The sequence below is a fragment of the Chitinophaga sp. genome (genome assembly GCF_035761305.1).
Taxonomy (GTDB): domain Bacteria; phylum Bacteroidota; class Bacteroidia; order Chitinophagales; family Chitinophagaceae; genus Chitinophaga.
The window spans coordinates 1-20,398 of record NZ_DASTRI010000006.1 but is presented as its reverse complement, the minus strand read 5'-3'; the positions used below and the strand labels follow the sequence as shown (position 1 = coordinate 20,398).

At 49.3% G+C, this 20,398-nt stretch carries 16 protein-coding genes; 5 read left to right on the top strand and 11 right to left on the bottom strand.

What is annotated here, in order from left to right; all coding sequences use genetic code 11:
• Positions 1-4: 4 nt before the first annotated feature.
• Together nadC and VFS25_RS01170 are read right to left on the bottom strand one after the other, a co-directional pair.
• On the bottom strand, positions 5-853 hold the full coding sequence (nadC, locus tag VFS25_RS01175; RefSeq protein ID WP_326460277.1) for a carboxylating nicotinate-nucleotide diphosphorylase: 849 nt from the start codon (positions 851-853) through the stop codon (positions 5-7).
• Between the two features lie 141 nt (positions 854-994).
• A complete protein-coding gene (locus VFS25_RS01170; RefSeq protein ID WP_326460276.1) occupies positions 995-1,528 on the bottom strand; it encodes a DUF4783 domain-containing protein in 534 nt (177 codons plus the stop codon).
• A 328-nt stretch (positions 1,529-1,856) separates the two neighbouring features.
• Between VFS25_RS01170 and gpmI the strand changes: the two genes are divergently transcribed.
• The 4 genes from gpmI to uvrC all read left to right on the top strand — a co-directional run bounded on the left by gpmI (position 1,857) and on the right by uvrC (position 7,518).
• The gene (gpmI, locus tag VFS25_RS01165; RefSeq protein ID WP_326460275.1) at positions 1,857-3,380 is read left to right on the top strand and encodes a 2,3-bisphosphoglycerate-independent phosphoglycerate mutase; all 1,524 of its coding nucleotides are present in this window, start codon (positions 1,857-1,859) and stop codon (positions 3,378-3,380) included.
• A 211-nt stretch (positions 3,381-3,591) separates the two neighbouring features.
• Positions 3,592-4,878 (top strand): hypothetical protein, encoded by a 1,287-nt coding sequence (locus tag VFS25_RS01160; RefSeq protein WP_326460274.1) that lies wholly within the window; start codon positions 3,592-3,594, stop codon positions 4,876-4,878.
• A 241-nt stretch (positions 4,879-5,119) separates the two neighbouring features.
• The gene (locus VFS25_RS01155) at positions 5,120-5,695 is read left to right on the top strand and encodes a hypothetical protein (RefSeq protein WP_326460273.1); all 576 of its coding nucleotides are present in this window, start codon (positions 5,120-5,122) and stop codon (positions 5,693-5,695) included.
• An 8-nt stretch (positions 5,696-5,703) separates the two neighbouring features.
• Positions 5,704-7,518: an excinuclease ABC subunit UvrC gene (uvrC, locus tag VFS25_RS01150; protein WP_326460272.1), complete on the top strand. Its 1,815-nt coding sequence runs from the start codon at positions 5,704-5,706 to the stop codon at positions 7,516-7,518.
• 76 nt (positions 7,519-7,594) lie between these two features.
• Here uvrC and VFS25_RS01145 read toward each other — a convergent pair whose 3' ends face one another.
• The 8 genes from VFS25_RS01145 to VFS25_RS01110 form a co-directional block, all read right to left on the bottom strand.
• A complete protein-coding gene (locus VFS25_RS01145; RefSeq protein ID WP_326460271.1) occupies positions 7,595-8,182 on the bottom strand; it encodes a DinB family protein in 588 nt (195 codons plus the stop codon).
• 124 nt (positions 8,183-8,306) lie between these two features.
• Complete coding sequence (gene gldN, locus VFS25_RS01140) at positions 8,307-9,353, bottom strand: gliding motility protein GldN (protein WP_326460270.1); 1,047 nt, start codon at positions 9,351-9,353, stop codon at positions 8,307-8,309.
• 112 nt (positions 9,354-9,465) lie between these two features.
• The gene (gene gldM, locus VFS25_RS01135) at positions 9,466-11,004 is read right to left on the bottom strand and encodes a gliding motility protein GldM (RefSeq protein WP_326460269.1); all 1,539 of its coding nucleotides are present in this window, start codon (positions 11,002-11,004) and stop codon (positions 9,466-9,468) included.
• Between the two features lie 64 nt (positions 11,005-11,068).
• Complete coding sequence (gene gldL, locus VFS25_RS01130) at positions 11,069-11,806, bottom strand: gliding motility protein GldL (protein WP_326460268.1); 738 nt, start codon at positions 11,804-11,806, stop codon at positions 11,069-11,071.
• Between the two features lie 138 nt (positions 11,807-11,944).
• Entirely contained in the window at positions 11,945-13,180 is a 1,236-nt protein-coding gene (locus VFS25_RS01125; RefSeq protein ID WP_326460307.1) for an SUMF1/EgtB/PvdO family nonheme iron enzyme, read from the bottom strand.
• 431 nt (positions 13,181-13,611) lie between these two features.
• Positions 13,612-15,681: a thioredoxin domain-containing protein gene (locus VFS25_RS01120; RefSeq protein WP_326460267.1), complete on the bottom strand. Its 2,070-nt coding sequence runs from the start codon at positions 15,679-15,681 to the stop codon at positions 13,612-13,614.
• 189 nt (positions 15,682-15,870) lie between these two features.
• Positions 15,871-16,638: a uroporphyrinogen-III synthase gene (locus VFS25_RS01115; protein WP_326460266.1), complete on the bottom strand. Its 768-nt coding sequence runs from the start codon at positions 16,636-16,638 to the stop codon at positions 15,871-15,873.
• Between the two features lie 74 nt (positions 16,639-16,712).
• Positions 16,713-17,936, bottom strand: a complete 1,224-nt coding sequence (locus VFS25_RS01110) for a DUF4271 domain-containing protein (RefSeq protein ID WP_326460265.1) — start codon at positions 17,934-17,936, stop codon at positions 16,713-16,715.
• Between the two features lie 76 nt (positions 17,937-18,012).
• On the opposite strand from VFS25_RS01110, the gene hemW reads away from it, so the two are divergent.
• Entirely contained in the window at positions 18,013-19,137 is a 1,125-nt protein-coding gene (hemW, locus tag VFS25_RS01105; RefSeq protein WP_326460264.1) for a radical SAM family heme chaperone HemW, read from the top strand.
• Positions 19,138-19,384: 247 nt separating this feature from the next.
• On the opposite strand, the gene VFS25_RS01100 is transcribed toward hemW, so the two are convergent.
• Entirely contained in the window at positions 19,385-20,272 is an 888-nt protein-coding gene (locus tag VFS25_RS01100) for an oxidoreductase (protein ID WP_326460263.1), read from the bottom strand.
• Positions 20,273-20,398 lie beyond the last annotated feature (126 nt).

Here is a 20,398-nt window from a genome sequence, read left to right as displayed (position 1 = left end):
TTTGCTATTCCACGGCCTTCAGGCTCAGGTCCAGGCTAACGGCGTGGTGAATCACGGCTCCTATGGAAACAAAGTCAACGCCGGTTTTCGCATAGGCTTCTACGTTATCCAGGGTAATACCGCCGGAAGCTTCTGTTTCATAGCGGCCCTGTATCAGGTCCAGCGCAGGCGGTATCTGCTCGGGGCGGAAATTGTCGAGCATAATACGGTGTATGCCGCCTACGGCCAGCACTTCGCGCACATCGTCCAGGCTGCGCGTTTCCACCTCTATTTGCAAATCCAGCTTCCGCGCCTGCAGGTAGGCAATCGTTTTATTTACAGCAGCGGTAATGCCGCCGGCAAAGTCAATGTGGTTATCTTTCAGCATCACCATATCGTATAGGCCCATGCGGTGGTTTACCCCGCCGCCGATGCGTACAGCCTCTTTTTCCAGCAGGCGGAAGTTGGGAGTGGTTTTACGGGTGTCCAGCAGGCGGGTGTGGTAGCCCTGCAGCTTATTTACATACTGCCGGGTAAGGGTGGCTATGCCGCTCATGCGCTGCATGCAGTTCAGCACCAGCCGTTCCGCCATCAGCAGGGTATGTACGGCGGCTTCTACCTCAAAAGCGGTTTCGCCCGGCTGCATAGGATCTCCATCTTTTTTAAAGGGAGTAAAAACGGTGAACATATCCAGCTGCCGGAAAATGGCTTCCGCCACCTCCATGCCGGCCAGCAGGCCCTGCTCCTTTATTTTCAGTTTTGCCTTTCCCTTGGCGGTAGGCGGTATGCAGGCCAGGGTACTGTGATCCCCGTTGCCAATATCTTCGGCTAAAGCATTTCTTATCAGGTCAGCCAGCGCTGTTGTTTGTATCATACCCATCAGTGTTTCCAGGTCTTTTGCGGCCCAAAAATAAAGAGTGCCCCCGTAATTTGAACGGGGGCACCATTGGTTTTTCAAATTATATTAAGATGAATGGGTCCGGGAAGCAGTTTATGCCGGCATACCGGCGCTTCGTTATTTACTTTCAAAACGCAGTTCATTTAACACTAACGAGCTGCCCTTCTTCTGCAGGAAAAAGGAGGTACGGAAACTACCGCCGCCGGTTACCATATTGCCAATACCATAGCGGGAGCCGCCGCCGGCTTCGCCCTGGTGTAGTAGTTCAAAAGACTTTACCTGGTTTTTGGAAAAGAAATCTTTTAAGATAATTTCTGCCTGGGCTTTGCTGTAAGAGGTAGAGCGACCGCCCATATTAATTTCAACCGTATTATCCAGGTACCGGGAAAGGTTACCTGCATCTCCCTGTTTTATTGCGCTCACTACATCCTCAAAAGGGCCCTGCACCATGCTTTTCAACGGACGTGCCGATAAGGAAACCATTGTCACAATGCCACCCAACACCAATATGCTCAATACGTACATGAACCTGGTCCAGTACTGCTTGGCTTTTTCAACGGGCGCCTGCCCGGTAGTAGTGGCGGCAGCCGCCGCCTGTGAAATGGAACCTCGCTGTATCTCTCGCGCTGTCTTTATCATGCTCGGTTTCATAAGAAAAAATTTCTGTTTATTTGCCATGCCGGTTCATGGTTATTTCAATAAGATTTTATCGCCAACCCCTGCTGTTGCCAAAACTATGCCAGATTGCTAAAGGCTTGTTAAAATCCCATTATCGTTGTAGCATACAAACACTAACCATTGCAAATATATTAATATATAACGTTTTAATAAGATTTAACTGCAATTTTAATATATCCGTTTTAACAGCAGCGATCTGTTTACGGTAAGCGTTAATTTTGCATAAAAATTGAAAGTATTCAAGCCTTTATGAGTATTTTCACCGCCTGTTTGGATGTAAAAAACTTAATTCAAAAGACTCATGGAAAATAAGAAAGCCATTCTGGTTATTATGGATGGATGGGGCCTTGGACAGGTACCTGCAGCAGACGCCATATCGCATGCGAAAACACCTTTTGTAAGCAGCTTATATAAAAAATACCCGAACAGCAGGCTGGTAACCTGCGGTGAAGCCGTAGGCCTGCCCGAGGGGCAAATGGGCAACTCCGAAGTAGGACACCTGAACCTGGGCGCCGGCCGTATCGTATACCAGGAGCTGCAGCGTATTAACGTTGCCATCCGCGACGGGGAGCTGGCTAAAAACAAAGTGCTGCTGGACACCATTAACTACGCCAAGTCCAATAACAAGGCATTGCACCTGATTGGCCTGGTGAGCGATGGCGGCGTACACTCGCACATTAACCACATAAAAGCATTAACACAAATAGCCAAGGAACAGGACTTCAGCAATGTATTCATACATGCCTTTACCGACGGGCGCGACACAGATCCCAAAAGCGGGCTGGGTTTCCTGGAAGACCTGATGATGCACCTTATTAACACCACCGGGAAGCTGGCTACCATTACCGGCCGCTATTATGCGATGGACCGCGATAAGCGGTGGGAGCGCGTAAAGCTGGCCTACGACGCGCTGGTGCATGGCACCGGCACTCCCACACAGGACCCGCTGACCGCCGTAAAAGCCTCTTATGCGGAAGGGGTAACCGATGAATTTATTAAACCCATTGTTATTACAAATACGCAGGGTGCCCCGGTGGCCACCATACAGGAAGGCGATGCAGTGCTGTGCTTTAACTTCCGCACCGACCGTTGCCGCGAAATTACCCAGGCCCTTAGCCAGCAGGCCTTCCCCGAGCAGGATATGCACCCGCTGCACCTGCACTACACCACCATGACGGAGTACGACAAAACCTATAAAGGGGTGTACGTAATATTTGAAAACGATAACCTGAATATGACCCTGGGCGAAGTGCTGGAGCAAAACAACCGTACCCAGATACGCATAGCGGAAACAGAAAAATACCCGCACGTAACCTTCTTCTTCTCCGGCGGCCGGGAAAAAGAATTTAAAGGCGAGCGCCGCCTGATCATCCCTTCACCTAAAGTAGCTACCTACGACCTGCAGCCTGAAATGAGCGCCTTTGAGGTAGCTGATACGATTGTAAAGGAGATCAACCAGCAGTCGGCCGACTTCATTTGCCTCAACTTTGCCAATGCCGACATGGTAGGGCATACCGGTATATGGGAAGCCGCCGTTAAAGCGGTAGAAACCGTAGATACCTGCGTGGAGCGCGTGGTAACCGCCGCCCTTAACAACGGCTATACCGTGTTTCTTACCGCCGACCATGGCAACGCAGATTTTATGGTAAACCCCGACGGTACGCCCAATACGGCCCATACCCTGAACCTGGTGCCTTTTTTCATCATCAGTAACACCTTTAAAGGTGAGGTAAAAGATGGTAAGCTGGGCGATATTGCCCCCACCATCCTGCATTTTATGGACCTGCCGGTACCCAAGGAAATGACCGGCAACCCGTTGGCGTAGACAATATACAAATGTGCAGATAGATATGCAGATGTGCAGATGATTGGCGCCTTTAACAGGCAGCCCTTCATCTGCACATTCATTTTTGCATCCAGGCACTACCCTGTTAACTCATTTCCTTCATCTGCATATTTGCACATTTGCACATCTGCACATCCGCCTGTAACATTCCTCCTTCCTACCCGTTCTACTACTACAAATATTTACCCCCATGAGATCTGTACTATACAAACTGCTTATTTCAGCTTGCCTGGTTGCAGCGTTGCTCATTGTTTCCAGTTGTGAAAAAGATCATTGTAACACTACTTACCGCTATACCATTTACACCCCGGTGTATGAATCCCTGAAAAAGGTGCGAACATCCTTTAAAAGCGAAGGCCCCCAGCCCATTGGAACCGCCGGCAAAATATACCTGTACGGCAAGTACATTTTCCTGAATGAGCTGAACAAAGGCATTCACATTATTGACAACAGCAACCCCGCTGCGCCCGATAATATTGCATTTATTAACATACCGGGTAATGTGGATATGGCCGTGAAAGGCAATATCCTGTATGCGGACAGCTATATGGACCTGCTGACCATAGACATCAGCAACCCGCTGGCCGCAAAGGAAAATAACCGCCTGCAGGATGTATTCCCCTACCGCGTATATAACTACTATAGCATTCAGGCAGATAGCACCCACCACCAGGACAGTATTATAGTAGACTTCTTAACCCGCGATACGGTAGTGTATATGCCCTGCACCACCAATAACAACGGGCCTATTGTGCTGAATGATGCTATGTCCTTTGCCCTGCAGGCCAGCTCCGCCGGAAAATCGGCCGTGGTAGCCCTGGGCAAGGGTGGCTCCACGGCCCGCTTTGCATTAAAGGATAACTACCTGTATACGGTAGACAGCTGGAGTTTGCAGGTATATAACCTGCAGGAGCCGGCAAAGCCGGTAAAACAGGGAATAGTGCCCCTTGCCGGGGGCCTGGAAACCATTTTCCCCTTTAACAACTCCCTGCTCATCGGCTCTACAGGCGGCATGCTTATTATGGATGCCAGTGACCCCGCAAACCCTAAGCCGGAAGGCGCTTTCGGGCATATGACCATGTGCGATCCCGTAGTAGCGGAAAATACCACGGCATATGTAACGCTGCGGGGCGGTAACTCCTGCGGCGCTTTCTCCAACCAGCTGGATGTGCTGAACATCCAGGACATGACAAACCCCACGCTTATAAAAAGCTACCCCATGAGCAGCCCTTACGGGCTGGGAATTGATGGACCCAAGCTGTTTATTTGTGAAGGACCCAACGGGCTCCGCTTCCTGGACGCCAGTGACCCGCTGCACATCCAAACTGTAAAACAGGTGAATATAGAGGCTTATGATGTAATACTGCAACGGCCCTTGCTGTTGGTAACCGCAAAAGACGGCCTGTATCAATATGACTATAGCAGCCTGAGAGCACCTAAATTCTTAAGCAAGCTAACCATGCACACCCAATATTAATATGGATGCTAGATAAGAATAAAGCAGGTGCGGCTGTTGCAACGTATATAAATGAAAATTATTTATAAAAAATAGTAACTCTTTTAGCGGATCATCCGTTCTACATTTTTTAGTGCTCTCGACAGATTTGCTCATGCATCAGATGCGCCGTTTTTACGGCGCATTATTTTTTTGCCCTGCATCACCTGCGCCATACCACGTTAAAAGCTTATCATACGGTGTTTCTTAGTAATTTTGCGGCATGAGAATAAACCCGTACAGGCACCTGTACATAGCCCTGGCGGCTATTACCCTGCTGGCCTGTAACACCGGCGCTCCGCAGCCGGCCACAAACAGCGCGCACAGCAATCTTAAAACATATTTTGAAACGGAAGCCGGCCTGCTGCTGCAAAACGGGCTGCAGCTGCATAAAAGCGTAGTGCTTAACGGGCAGCGCGACAGTATTACCCTTTCGCCGGACAGCGCCGAACTGCAGCACCTGCTGAAACCTTTTACAGACGCGGATATTAACAAACCATCCCTGCGGGATGCTTACCGTGCAGACACCATTCCCGACCTGATAAGCGGCAACAGCACTGTTATGTATACTGCGCGCAAAGCGGCCACCAGCCCGCAACAGGTAATATTAAACCTGGACAGGCAGGGGCATATTACCGCTGTAAACATCCATAAAAGCACCCGTAACCTGGTATACGAGTACCAGCAGCACCTGTTTTACCAGCACCTGAAAACCATCCGTATCACCACCTTTCAGAAAATTGCCTTTCTGAAGCCGCGTGAGCTGGATGTTAAGGTATGGCTGGCACCTAAAAACTGAACCGGAAAATGACAGCAGCGGAGTTTTCGCAAATATCACATACCATCCCCCTGCAGGCAGGCATTTATAAATACTACGATAAAGATGGGGAGCTCCTGTACGTGGGTAAGGCCAAAAGCCTGCGCAAACGTGTAAGCTCCTATTTCGTAAAGAACCACGACAGCTTTAAAACACACAAGCTGGTACAAAGCATACATCACATCGAGTTTACCATTGTAAACTCCGAGCAGGATGCTTTTTTGCTGGAAAACTCGCTCATTAAGCAGTTCCAGCCCAAGTTCAATATTAACCTGAAGGATGATAAAACCTATCCTTACATTGTTATAAAGCACGAGCCGTTTCCCCGGGTATTCCTAACCCGTAACATTATCCGCGACGGCTCCGAGTACCTGGGGCCCTTTACCTCTGTAGGGCGGGTAAGAGAGCTGCTGGAAGTAATACGCTACAACATTCCCCTGCGCACCTGCAGCCTTAACCTGTCCGAACAGAATATACGGAAAGGCAAGTTCAAGGTATGCCTGGAGTATCACCTGGGCAACTGCAAAGGCCCCTGCGAAGGGCTGCAAACCGAAGAGGATTACCGCGCCGGCCTGCAGCAGGTAAGGGACATCCTGAAGGGCAACCTGGCCCCGGTGCTGAACATGTTCCGCACGCAAATGCAGCAATGCGCCGGCAATATGGAGTTTGAGCAGGCCGAGATACTGCGCAAGAAAATAGCCAGCCTGCAGGCTTACCAGGCCCGCTCCGCCATCGTGAACGACCGTATGGGCAACGTGGATGTTTTTTCCATACTGAGCGATGGTAACCACGCTTACGTAAACTACCTGCGCGTGCTTAACGGCAGTATTGCCGACACCAAAACCGTTACCCTGGAAAAGAAGCTGGAGGAAACAGATGAGGAAGCGCTGGCATATGCCATGGCCTACCTGCGCGATGCGTTCAAAAGCCAGACCGCCGAGATTATTGTGCCCTTTGCCATTGACTTCCCCGAAGAGAAAGTAACGCTTACCGTGCCCAAAGGCGGGGATAAAAAGAAGCTGCTGGATCTTTCCGAAAAGAATGTGAACTACTTTAAGGACGAGTTGCATAAGAAAAAGATCCTGCACCTGGAAGGTAAAACCGATGAGGAAAAAAAGAAGGTGTTATACCAGCTGCAGGCCGACCTGGAGCTGCCTGTGCTGCCCACGCATATTGAGTGCTTTGATAACTCCAACTTCCAGGGCAGCTACCCTGTAAGCGCCTGCGTGGTGTTTAAAGACGGCGTAGCAGCAAAAAAAGATTACCGGCACTTTAATATAAAAACCGTGGAAGGCATTAACGACTTTGCCTCCATGAAAGAAGTGGTTTTCCGCCGCTATAAACGCATGCTTGCCGAACAGCAGCCATTACCCCAGCTGGTGATTATAGACGGTGGTAAAGGGCAGCTGGGAGCGGCCATGGAAAGCATCCGCGAGCTGGATCTTATTGGCTCTATGACGGTGGTGGGCCTTGCCAAGAATGAGGAAGAAATATTTTTCCCCGGCGATAAGGAAAGCATAAAGCTGCCTTTTAACAGTGAAAGCCTGAAGCTGATACGCCGCGTACGCGATGAGGTGCACCGTTTTGGCATTACCTTTCACCGCCAGAAACGGAGCAAAGGCACCTTTAAGAATGAGCTGGAAACCATTAAAGGCATTGGTGAAAATACCGCTACACAGCTGTTGCAAACCTTCCGTTCCGTAAACCGCATTAAACAGCTTGCCCTGGAAGACCTGGTAAAAGAAATAGGCGCAGCCAAGGCCCGCCTGGTTTGGGACCACTTTCATCCCGCCCTTAACAATTAATAATTAAGAATTAATAATGAATAATAATGGGGCGGTGTGCGTCAGGTATTCATTATTAATTATTAATTATTAATTATTAATTATTCATTATCGGGTGCCCTACTGCGCGCAACGCCTGCAGTACATGCCGCTCCTCATGCGCAATAAAAAAACGGAAAGTATCTCCTAAAGAAAGCTTTACCCATGTGGCCAGGGTGGTAGGCACCCTTTGCCTGGCCAGGTTTACAGTGCGGGCCTGCTGCAATAGCAGCACCAGCTGCTGCTGGTCGGTAATAAATGTGCTCATTACCATGGTTACATCCGGCGCAGGCCGGGGCCGGGCGCTTTTGGGAGATTGCATGCGCATGGGCAGGCTGCCATCAGGCTTGGGCTGCATAATACCGGTAAACCAGTTGCCCAGCCACCCGCTTTTAAAAGTAGCTGCGGGCGCCTGCTGCAGCTGTTGCCCTTTTTGAATGGCTTTGGCCAGCTGCGGCATGTAATGCCGGCTGTAGGTGTTCAGGTGCTCAAGGCATTGAATGGCGCTCCATTTGTGCTGGGCAGGCGGCAGCTGTAATACCGGCGCCGGCAAATGCGCCAGGTTTTCCGTTACCTGCTCCAACAGGCGGCTTACCTGCTGCTGCAGCTGTTCCAGTAGTGTTGTGCTGTTAAATGTGGCGGGCATATACGGGAATTTTGGGGTTTGTATAGCAAATATATATAGTATACCGGCTTAAAAAGCAGAAAGGCCACAAGCTTGTGATGCAAACCTGTGGCCTTCCGGCTTTATAGTGATGTAGGCTATGTGATTAATACTGCCAGAGGTCCTGCTCTTTGTTAAAGATCTTGTCTTTAATAGCCTGGCCTTCCAGCAGGCGCATTACACCGTCTTTGATATAATCTTTGATTTCGCGGTTGTATGCGTTGTTTTCTTTTACAACAAAGCTGGAGAAAAAGCGCATTTCAAAAAGGTCTTCCCAGCTCATGGATGCGGCATCGTTATTCTGGTTATACACATCATACTTTGCCAGCACAGGGCGCAGGTCGGGGTAGTACACCCAGAACAGCGGTATGGAAGCGCGCAGGGAGCCATCCTCATTAATACGCGACACCATGGGCGCAATACCCAGTATGCGTACTTTCAGGGCAGCGGCTTCCTTGTCAAATACCCATACTTCCTTGATCTTGTACTGTACAATGGTACGCGGATCAAATTCATCGCGGGTAGTTACCATTTTTTCTTCGCCTGTAACCGGGTCAATGCTGCGCACCGTTCTTTCCTCACCGCTGGTTTTGGTTTGTATTTCAGCGTAGGTCATCGGCGTGCTAAAGCGGTCATCAATCGGGTTAAAGGCCTCCACTTCGCCGGTTTTGATAGCGTTCAGCAGTATATTTATGAATAACTGGTTAACACCGTTTTCATCCTCCACGTTGTACTGGAAAGGCAGGTTCATCTTTTCACGGATGTCAATCACTTCCCAGATGCGTTTTTCCCAGAACTTATCATCCTCACGGATGTTGTCGTAGGGAAGCGGCGTACGGTCCCGTACGGAGTTTTTGGCGGTTATACCGTCTACACGCAGTGATTTACGCGGTGTGTCTACCACCGGGGTTCCCACACCATCGGGGCGCAAAGGGGTTGCATCCGGGGCGCCGGCCGGCGGGGGTGCAACAGCATTGCCGGTAGCGGGGTTCACTACGGTATTGTCGGGCGTGGCGGACGGCTGTGTAGTGGTATCAGCAGCAGCAGCAGTGCGGCGGCGGGTGCTACCCCTGCGCTGCGCCTGCGCCTCTGTACCGACTATTATCAGCAACAAGGCACACCAGGTAATTCTTTTAAATATTACTGCACGCATAGCAATTACGGTTTACGATCTTGATTTACGATTTTAGATCCGGACAAAGCCGGCTGGCTGGCAGCCCCTTTTATCCAATCTAAAATCGTAACTCGTAAATCTAAAATTATATTTAGTTCAATTTAAACGAAGTGTTACCCATGTTTCGTACAATACCATCCGGACCTTTTACTTTTACGTTATCAAAGTACACCTGGTCGCCGGCGCGTAAAGAACGTATGGCACTTACCACGTTGCTGGGGAAGTAAGCGGAGTTGGCTTCACCTTCCACGTAATCGCGGCCACGGGCTTCGATACCTACACGGTAGCTCACCACATCATACTTCACACCTTCAAATTCAAAGTTTTCCAGGTCAGCTCTTAAACCGCCCTGTACTTTAAAGTCGGCAGCTTTCATTACACCGCTTTTGTTCACCCCTACCTTCAGTACCGGGTCGGGGATCATTTTTACACGGAATTCTTTGCTGCCCAGGCTTTTGGTTTTACCATCCACGCTGGCAACCACATTGATAATGGCGCGGCCCGGGTTGGTAACCGTTACGATATAATTACCGGCTCCCTGTTTGCGGATGCTGCCTACATTGATGGAAGCATTTACGCTTTCAGCAGGTACCCCGGCGGCGGAGATGGATATAGGATTAGGCAACCCTATATACAGCACGTTCATTTTATCGGCAGAAATAGAAGTAGTAGAAGCGCCTACATTATAGTTCTCGCTAAAGCTATAAGATTCCATTTCACCATTGGGCTTAGGCAGGGTAACCGTACCGGAGATGGTTTTTTCACCAATACCCGATACCGGCATTGTAAACGTGCCAAGGCCTTCCTGGGCCTGAATGGTTTGACCATTTACCACGATGGTAGGATTAACGGTGGTGCTGTAGGCACCTACTGCGATCTGCGCAGTCAGCGTTTGACCTTCCATCAGGTTCTTGGAGTTCAGGGAAACGAACGGACGGATCCGGTCGAACTTGAACTGCGTAGCGTCTATCTGATCCAGCAGGTCGTCCAGCACCAGGGATTCAGAGTTCTTAATATCGTTCTGGAACTTACCCAGGATGGTTACTGCCGCAATGGTGGGCACCATGTTAAAGTGGTAGGTAGTCCAGGTTTTAGGTACGCCGCTGTCATGGCCGCCGGTTGATTTACCGATCTCCACCCGCAGCGGAAGCGTTTTTTCAAACTGCGTTTTTTTATCCGGACGTACAAACGTCAGCAGCCTGTTGCGCAGGTCTTTCAGCTTGTTTTCCAGCTCGGGACCTTTTTTCTGGTTCTCCATTACGCGGGTAGGCGCATCCAGGTTGTCTTTTGACTTAATATCCCCGTGCTCGTCACGGCCACCGCTTTCGCGGATGATGCTTTCTTTCAGCCCTTCGATATAAGTAAACATATCGCTGGAGAGCTTTTTCACTTCCTGTGCTTTTGCACGCAGGGGAGCTACCCTTGTCGGGTCTTCTTTCATTTTTTCATCAAACTGCTGATAACCGATGTCATTCTTGGCAGTGATGGAAGCATTGGAGGTATTGATAGAATTGTTTACAATATTGAATGCGTTTAATATTTCGGCAGAAACGTTCAATGCCAGCATGGCCGTTAAGACCAGGTACATGAAGTTGATCATCTTCTGCCTAGGATCTTTAGGTAGTGCCATAGTTTGTTTTCGATTTAATGATTTGTCGTCTTTTTTAGTTCTGAAAACTTATTATAGCCTTACCTTATCTTCCGTGCATTGCGCTCAGCATGTTACCATAGATCGTATTGAGGTTGCTCAGGTTCTTAGCCAGCAGGGTGATCTGTTCCTGCGTTCTCTTAGCATCATCAACACTGGCGCTCATAGCCTGGGAAGTGTTCAACAGGTTCCTGTAGAAGTTGTTCATGGCTTTGAGGTGGTTGTTGGTATCTTGCAGCTCCAGCTCGTAGATTGCATTCAGGGAAGCCAGGTTTTTGGTCATACCCTGCATTTGCTCATGGAACTGACGGGTTGATTCTGATGCGCTGTTAAAGGAAGATACTGCAGATGCGGCAGTGGTGTAAGCCATTGCCACGCTACCAATGGCGCTGGCAGCTTCCCTTGTTTTCTGCGTGTAATCGCCGGTGGCGGCTACCACATCGCTGATGTCCCTCATTTTATCTACTGTAGTACCCAGTTTCTGAAAGTTTTCGCTCAGGCGTTGCAGGTTAGCAGGCGTAATGTCTGCCTCCTGTAACATCTTGTCTAAACCCGATACCGCAGGGTGGCCACCGTATGCTACGGCTACCTCAGGTGCGTGGGATGCAGAGCTGTCCGGAACAAAAGCGTACACAAAGAAGATCAACGCTTCCACGCTCAATCCCATGATCAGGGCAATATCAGCGCCCCGCCAGTGCTGCAGCTTAAATAAAGCTCCAATGATTACTACGGAAGCTGCAATACATACAAAAAAGTTCAACCATTTCGCCTTGTTAGGATTCATAGCCATAGGTTAAAATTTAATCTGGTTAAAGTTAATTACGGTTAAAGTTGTTGTTAAGGAATAGTTATAGCTCAAAGATTTGCTTTTGTTATACAACCTCACGGTGCTGTTTCTCCGGTTATACATGGCTAATAAATTTTACTTCTTTTTATTGAAGTCGTTCTTAGAGCGGCTCAGGAACGCAATCGTACACCTGAAACCAATATAAGACTTAGCACTATCCTGGTATTCAAAAGAACGGGTACCTGTTTGCAGGAAGTAACCTATATCTTTCCAGGAACCACCTCTTACTGATTTACGCTTCATCTTCGGGGGCGCATCATCCGGAACGTCCATTCTCAGATAAGGGTTCATATCAGAGGTGAATGAGTATGCATTTTCATAATAAATATCCTGTGTCCATTCTGCTACGTTACCGGCCATGTTGTACAGGCCAAAGTCGTTAGGCCAGTAAGCATCTGCACGTACGGTGTAGAAGCCGCCATCTTCCGGGTAGTTACCGCGGCCGGGCTTAAAGTTGGCCAGCAAACAGCCTTTTTTGTTGCGGATGTAATAACCGCCCCAGGGATAAGGTGTTTGCTCCCTGCCGCCGCGCGCAGCATATTCCCACTGTGCTTCAGAAGGCAGCTGGAACTTATCTTCGGTAAACAGGTTCTTGGAGTTGCGGTAGTCTTCCCAGAACTTACTGCGCCATTCGCAGAAAGCAGTGGCCTGGTGCCAGGTTACGCCTACTACCGGGTAGTTATCAAAAGCCGGGTGCCAGAAGTACATGCGCGTCATGGGCTCATTGTAAGCGTAAGAGAAGTCCCTGATCCAGCACAGCGTGTCCGGATAAATGGCTACATCTTTCTTTACAATGAAGGAAGAACGCGGCTTGCCCTTGTTCTCACGCAGCTTGGCCTGATCCCAGTTAAAGGTTTCCTGGTGGTACAGGAGCTTGTACACGTCAATCTCCTTTTTATTATACAGGCGATCTTCCGGGGCATAGATCATGGCATCTATTTTTTCATAGGTTGCCTTGTCTTTCCAGTTGATCTTCTGTTTCCAGTCGATAATATCCTGGTCGCCATCCTTTTTCACATGACCCAGCAAAATATGGGCTATAGAGTCACGCACCCAGTACACAAACTGGCGGTATTCGTTATTCGTGATTTCGGTGGCGTCCATGTAGAACCCTGAAATGGATATAGACTTGTTACGGGCGGTGAACGCGTAGTTCACATCCTCATCGCTCGGCCCCATGTGAAAGGTTCCGGAAGGCACGTACACCATTCCATACGGTACAGGAGGAAAATACCTCGGTCTGGGGCTCACTCCAATAAGTTGCCCTTGTGCATTCTTGGGGGTTTTACTACCACCACAGCCGGCCGCCATCAGGCTTACCAGCAATACAGCGAACAGACCACTTGAATAATTAAGCTTCATAAGGGTAGCTTTCATCTGAAACATTTAGGTCTTTTTCAAAGGACAGACGAAACTCACAGCCTCCTCCTCTTTTAGTAATAAGTGCAACAAAATATGCTCGTTTCATCTGATAATTAGTTCTTTTCCAGGGCCAGACGGTTCACCCATATATCATTTAAAAAGTTATTGACATATAGTTTTCCACATCTGAATCGGTGCAAGATAGCAAATGTAATAATTATTTTTAATCCGTAGTTAGTTTTCACCCAACTTTTTCACAGCTACATACATCTCTACGGTACTTACATTAAACGCGCTTTTTAACATTTTATTATATAAGCCCGCTACCATTTCTTCGATTGTCCACCCTTATGTTTTGGAATGTTATGCAAGTTAATAATTTATTTTATTAAATTAATGATTTCTTTTATATAAAACACAGGTTTAATGCAATGATAATTTTCGCACATATATACCAGTGTTTTACCCGGCTGCTCCCGCTGCTCCAGCAGGGGCATGCCCGGCTGATTGCTTTCCGCGCCCAGCAGCACTTTGAAAGGAATATAGTATGCGTGCGCCTCCTGCATACGCGCCCTGAAATCCTTGCCTACCACGGCCAGCTCTTTTGTGCCTTTTACCCACTGTAACAGCTCCGCTGCCCAAATGCCGAAAGAAGTGGGGTACCGCACTACCGTTTGCGCCAGCCGGGCCATCATGTTCACTGGCCGGGTGCCCCAGGTGCGTTCATCAAACACCAGTGACAGGTAGCGCAGGTTAGCGGCCATGAGCGCATTGCCGCTGGGCACTGCGCCATCGTACACCTCTTTCTTGCGTACAATCACATCCTGCTGACCTTCAATGGTATAGTAAAAATAAGTGCCGGTTTCGTCTGAAAAATGGGTAATAACAAAGGCGGCCAGCTCCCGGGCGCGCATGAGCCACTCCAGGTTGCCGCTTACCTCCTGCAGGGCTATCAGCGCCCGTATAAGGCAGGCGTAATCGTCCAGGAAAGCCGGGTACCTGGCGCTTCCTGCTTTATAGGTGTGGTAAAAGGCCGGCCCCTTGCCGGGCTGCTGCATGTTTAACCAGCAAAAGTTCATGGCGCGGGTGGCCATTTCCAGGTAATGCACATTTCCCAGGGCTGCATAGGCCTGGCAGCAGGCATGTATCATCAGCGCATTCCAGCCTAACAGTATCTTATCATCCAGCCCCGGGCGCACACGAAGGTTGCGCACAGCCATCAGCTGCTGCCTGCATGTTGCCAGCAACGCTTCCAGTGCAGCGGGGTCCATACCTTTGGCTGCCGCAAAACCAGCCAGCGGCTGGCGGACCCACAGTATATTCTGCTCTTCCCAGTTGCCTTCTTCAGTTATATCGTAAAATTCGCAGAACAAAGGCGCTTTTTCACCCAGCACTGCTGCTACTTCGGCCTTGCTCCATACATAAAACTTACCTTCCACGCCTTCCGAGTCGGCATCCAGCGCTGCATAAAAGCCGCCCTGGGAGTCTGTCATTTCCCTGGCTATAAAATCAAGTGTATGGGTAATGGCAGCTGCATAGGTTTCATTGCGGGTTAGCTGGTAGGCTTCGCAAAGGGTATCTACCAGCAATGCATTATCGTACAGCATTTTTTCAAAATGCGGCACCAGCCACTTTTCATCGGTGCTGTACCGTGCAAAGCCGCCTCCGAGCTGGTCGTAAATACCGCCCTGCAGCATTTTATCCAGTGAAAGGAGGGCCTGCTCCAGGGCTGCCGGCGTATTAAAGCTGTAATGGTAACGTAACAGGTATTGTATGGTAAAGGTGCCGGGGAACTTGGGCGCCCGGCCAAAGCCGCCCCAGGTTTTATCGGCCTGCGACAATATATTGCTGAAAATGGTATCGCACTGTTCCCGGGTAAACAGCTCTTCTTTTGGAATGCCGGGCAGCGGGGGCGCCTGGGTGCCAAACTGGTTCGACTGGGCCAGGTGATCTGTAAGGGTATTGGCCTGCTGCTCAATATCTGACCGCCGTTCTTTAAATGCCTGGGATAATGCCAGCAGCACCTCTTTCCACGAAGGGCGGTTAAAGGCTTTTACAGGTGGAAAATAAGTGCCGCCATAAAAGGGTTTTCTATCCGGCGTCAGAAAAACATTCAGGGGCCAGCCGCCGGCGCCGGTCATCGCCTGCACGGCGTCCATGTAAATATGATCCAGGTCCGGGCGCTCTTCCCGGTCAATCTTAATATTTATAAAATGCTGGTTCATGATGCCGGCCGTGGCTGCATCCTCAAAACTTTCCCGCTCCATTACATGGCACCAGTGACAGGCGGCATAGCCAATGCTAACGAGAATAGGCTTATTCTCCTGCATGGCGCGTTGCAACGCTTCCTCTCCCCAGGGGTACCACTCCACCGGGTTGTTGGCATGCTGTAACAAATATGGGCTTGTTTCCCCCGCTAGTTTATTCACTTCACAACTTATTTCCAGCATTGTGGCATGAAAGCATGGCTATATTCATGTTCACAGGCTATGGTTTGCTAAATGGATTGTTGGCTGCTACAATTTAGCTAAAATAGTGAATTATTGCAATGTCCATATCCCACAAAAGATTAATTTTCAGGCAAAAAAAAGGACGGTTTTCACCGTCCTCTGCAAATAAATTATGGCTGCTGCTTACAATTACTTTTTGTTCATTTGAGAAAGATACCGCTCCAGGGCTGCTACCATTGACGGCGCTTCGGGAGCGGGGGCTTTTACATCCAGCCGCAGGCCTGCTTCTTCCACTGCTGCGGAAGTAGTAGGACCAAATGCGCCGATGCGCGTGCCGTTCTGCTGGAACTCGGGCAGGTTCTCGAACAGTGACCTTACGCCGGAGGGGCTGAAGAACACAATCATATCATATTCTTTGGATGACAGGATCTCCTTTACATCGTTTGACACTGTTTTGTAAAGGGTAGCAGTGGCATATTCGCACTTATTGGTTTTCAGCCATTCCTCTATATCCTTTTTCTGACTGTCGGAGCTGGGGAACAGGAACTTTTCATTGTCCCGGTGCTTGTTCATTACTTCCAGCAGGCTTCTGGTAGATCCGTCTGCACCATAAAACACCTTCCGTTTACGGTACAGGATGAATTTCTGCAGGTAAAGCGCCACAGCTTCTGTAATACAAAAGTATTTGCAGTCCTGCGACACCTTGATCTTCATCTCTTCACAGACCCTGAAAAAGTGATCCACTGAGTTGCGGCTGGTGAAGATCACAGCTGTAAAGTTGAGAATATCAATCTTCTGCTTCCTGAATTCCTTTGCAGATAAGCCCTCAACCCGTATGAACGGATAAAAATCCAACTTTACGTTGAACTTTTTAGCCAGATCATAATAAGGGGATTTCTCAGTTTCAGGCTTTGGCTGGGAAATGAGGATCGACTGTACGTGATGTTTTACTTGCAAATCTGTTTTTTGCCCGCCTTTAATCATACTTAAATTTGCTCTTGTGTTAACAATTGCAGTAAAGTAATTTTAATTTAATTACCCGTTAACCAAATCAGCAACACCTTTGTTAAAAGCAACACTGGCGCTACTTCGAATGCGCAAAGGTAAAGAAAAAAATGCAATCTACTGAAAGATAGGTACTGTTTTACAACAGAATACGCCCTAACATACCTGTAGCCAACCATTAAAACGATAAAAAATAATGATATATATAGGAAGGCGCGGGCTATTTCAGGCTGGCAAAAGGCTAATATTACCAGGAAAGGCACCAGCAGTATGCCCAGCACTTTATTAATCAGGTTCAGGATAAAAATATAAGCATCGGCCAGGTCGTTATTGCCAAACAGCCAACCGCAGAAGCGCAGCACTATATGTTTTACTCCATAAATCAGGGCTACTAGCAACACCAGGCCGGGTATAAGCAGCCAGGCATCGGCATTAAAAATATATTGCTGCCGGTACATAAGCAGGTACAGGTACACGCCCAGGCTGATGGAAAAAAAAGCATTGAGTAAAAAGTTGGGAAAGGGCGATTGCGACAGCTGATCTTTTAACTGGCGCTGGCTGAGCGTTGGATTCAGGAAAGCACGGAACAGGTCTGAAAAATATTTGAGGTAGGCCAGGCGTATGATCCCCAGCAGCGCTACCACTCCGCCAACCAGGTACACCAGCCAGTCATAGTTTTTATAGGGCCGAACTACATTCAGATCAAAATAATGTGGCTTGTTGGGCCGCAGGTACATGTTGGTGGTAGCCAGCTTGCGCATAAAAACATCAAAGGCCGTTTCCTGGTGCAAAGGTATTTTTGGCCGCTGCAACAACGTATCAGTGCCGGCTGCCTTAGAAGTATCTGCTATTCGGGGAGCAGCAGCCATTTGTTTGGAAGCAGTAACTGGCTGCGTGGCGGCAGGCGCCGGTTTAGGTGCTGCCACAGCGGGTTTGGGTACAACAGTAGTTGAAACAGCATGGCTGTCTGTACGCGGTTTTACAGCTGCCCGGCCGGTATCTGCCGCCGGTCTTTTTTTAGGCGGCGCCGAACGGCGTATGGCCGTGTCGTGCTGCAGTACACTCTTACTGATTTTTGGTGCGCTGTTATTTGTACTGTCCTGCGCATGTAAACCCAAACTACTGAATATGAATAAGCAAAAGAAGAATAACCCGTTTCGCACCAGCATATTTTTATATTTGCAAATATAATATAATTGTCCGGAGTCCATGGTGGGCAGTGCGCTGCCTGTACCGTGATAATTTCTCATTAGCAGCCTGTTACCTGCTGTTCCGCCATCCCATACAGGCCGTTGACTACCGACAGTGGATGATGGATTACAACATATGGCCGGCATTTATTTACATATTCCCTTTTGCAGGCGCGCCTGCTACTACTGCAACTTTCATTTTTCAACCACCCTGCGGCAAAAAGATGCAATGGTGAAAAGTCTTTTACAGGAAATGCAGCTGCAGCAGCCTTACCTGCAGGGCCAGCCGGTACATACCATTTATTTTGGCGGCGGCACCCCCAGCCTGCTGCCGGACGCCGACCTGCAACAGCTGCTGGAAAAACTGCACCAGCTTTTTCCGGTGTCAGACCAGGCAGAAATTACGCTGGAAGCCAACCCCGACGATCTGCAGCCCGAAAAGCTGCAGGCGCTGAAAGCCATGGGCATTAACCGCCTGAGCATAGGCGTGCAATCCTTTCATGAAACTGACCTGCGCTGGATGAACCGCGCCCATAATCATCAACAGGCATTGCAATGTATACTGGACGCGCAGGCAGCCGGCTTTCATAACCTGAGCATTGACCTTATTTACGGCGGCCCTACCCTTAGCGACGAGGGCTGGGCGCAGAACGTGCGGCAGGCTATTGACCTGCAGGTACCGCACCTTTCCTGTTACGCGCTTACCGTGGAACCAGGTACCGCCCTGGACCACTTCATACGCCAGCATAAGGTAGCGCCGGTAAACCCCGACAAGGCCGCCCGGCATTTTGAAATGCTTACGGGCTGGCTGGCCGCCGCAGGGTATGAGCATTATGAGATCAGCAACTTTGCGCTGCCAGGCTACCGCTCACGGCATAACAGCAGCTATTGGCAGGGACAACCCTACCTGGGCCTGGGCCCATCGGCACACTCCTTTAACGGACACTCCCGGCAGTGGAATGTGGCCAATAACAGCAGCTATATAAACGCTATTCAGCAGGGAAAAGTGCCTTTTGAGCTGGAAAACCTTACCCCGGACATGATGCTGAATGAATATATTATGACCGCTCTGCGTACATCAGAAGGCTGCCACCTGTACCTGGTGGAAGAACGTTTTGGGGCCGATAAACGCCGGCGCCTGGAAACAGCCAGCCGGGAATATATACTGGCTGGTAAAATGGTGAACCGGAACAATACGCTGGTGCTTACGCCTGAAGGAAAGCTGTTTGCGGACGGCATAGCCGCAGCATTGTTTGTTTAAGACCGTTGGGGACTTATAAGGAGTTGATCAAAAAGAAGGTAAAAGTTATGCAGCGAAACGGGGTACAGATTGTGATTTTACATTCTTCTTGTCAACTGCATACTCTTTTTACAGCATGCAGGCATTATAACGCGAGGTCCCAATGCACTGCAATGCAGGACCTCGCGTTATAAATGCGCCTTTGCTGTTATAACCATGGTTTGATTTGCATTGTGACTGCCGTTACAATTGCATATGCCCGTTACCGTTATACTTTTGTGCTACCGGTAATAAGCCGGCCCAGGTCCGACTGCAAAAAGTCAGGCACATCATCATGATCTGTAGAAAGGCTTACAGGCAGCCACTTTTCCATTTCTGCCTGCCGGGCAGCTTCCACCTTTTTTAAAATGCCTACTGCATCGCTGCCCAGCAGCAGGTGCAAAGGCGGTTCAGGGTGCGCTACCACATCTATCATTGCTTTGGCGGCTTTATCCGGATCGCCTGCCATTTGCTGCGCAGGATCTTTAAACCATTTAACGCGCACACCTACCGTTTGATCATAATCGGGGATCTCTTTTGCAAATGACATAGAGTCGCCGGCCCAATCGGTACGGAACCCGCCTGGTTCTATAATGGTAAGTTTAATGCCCAGCGGTGCAATTTCTTTAGACAGCGCTTCTGAAAACCCAACGAGCGCAAACTTGGTGGCCTGGTAAATAGAAAGGCCGGCAGTGCCAATACGCCCGCCCAGGGAGCTTATCTGCAAAATATGCCCCGAACGTTGCCTGCGCAGGTAAGGTAATGCCGCGCGGGTTACATAAATCGGGCCGTACAGGTTAGTGTTGACCTGGCTGGTGATTTGCCCGGTGGTAAACGCCTCTGCGGCGCCGGTAATGCCAAAGCCTGCATTGTTTACCACCACATCTATTTTACCAAAATGATCCACCGCATCTTTTACTGCTTTGTTCACCGCTGCTTCATCTGTTACATCCAGCTGCAGGGAATAAAGCTGTTCAGGATATTGTGCAGCCAGCGCTGCCAGCTGCCCGGGCCTGCGGGCAGTGGCGGCCACCTGTTCTCCTTTTGCCAGCAGGGCGGCGGTTAAGCTGCGGCCCAGGCCCCTGCTGCTTCCTGTAATAAACCAAACTTTTGACATAGCTATTAATTTTTAGCAAAGGTGCTGCGATCAGCGGCAGCAAATTGTGTTGTAAAGCTCAAAGGTGGTTTGCTGAAAAGCTCAAGGGAAGAAAGCAATATTAGAGAACGCCTTAACTGCGGATTA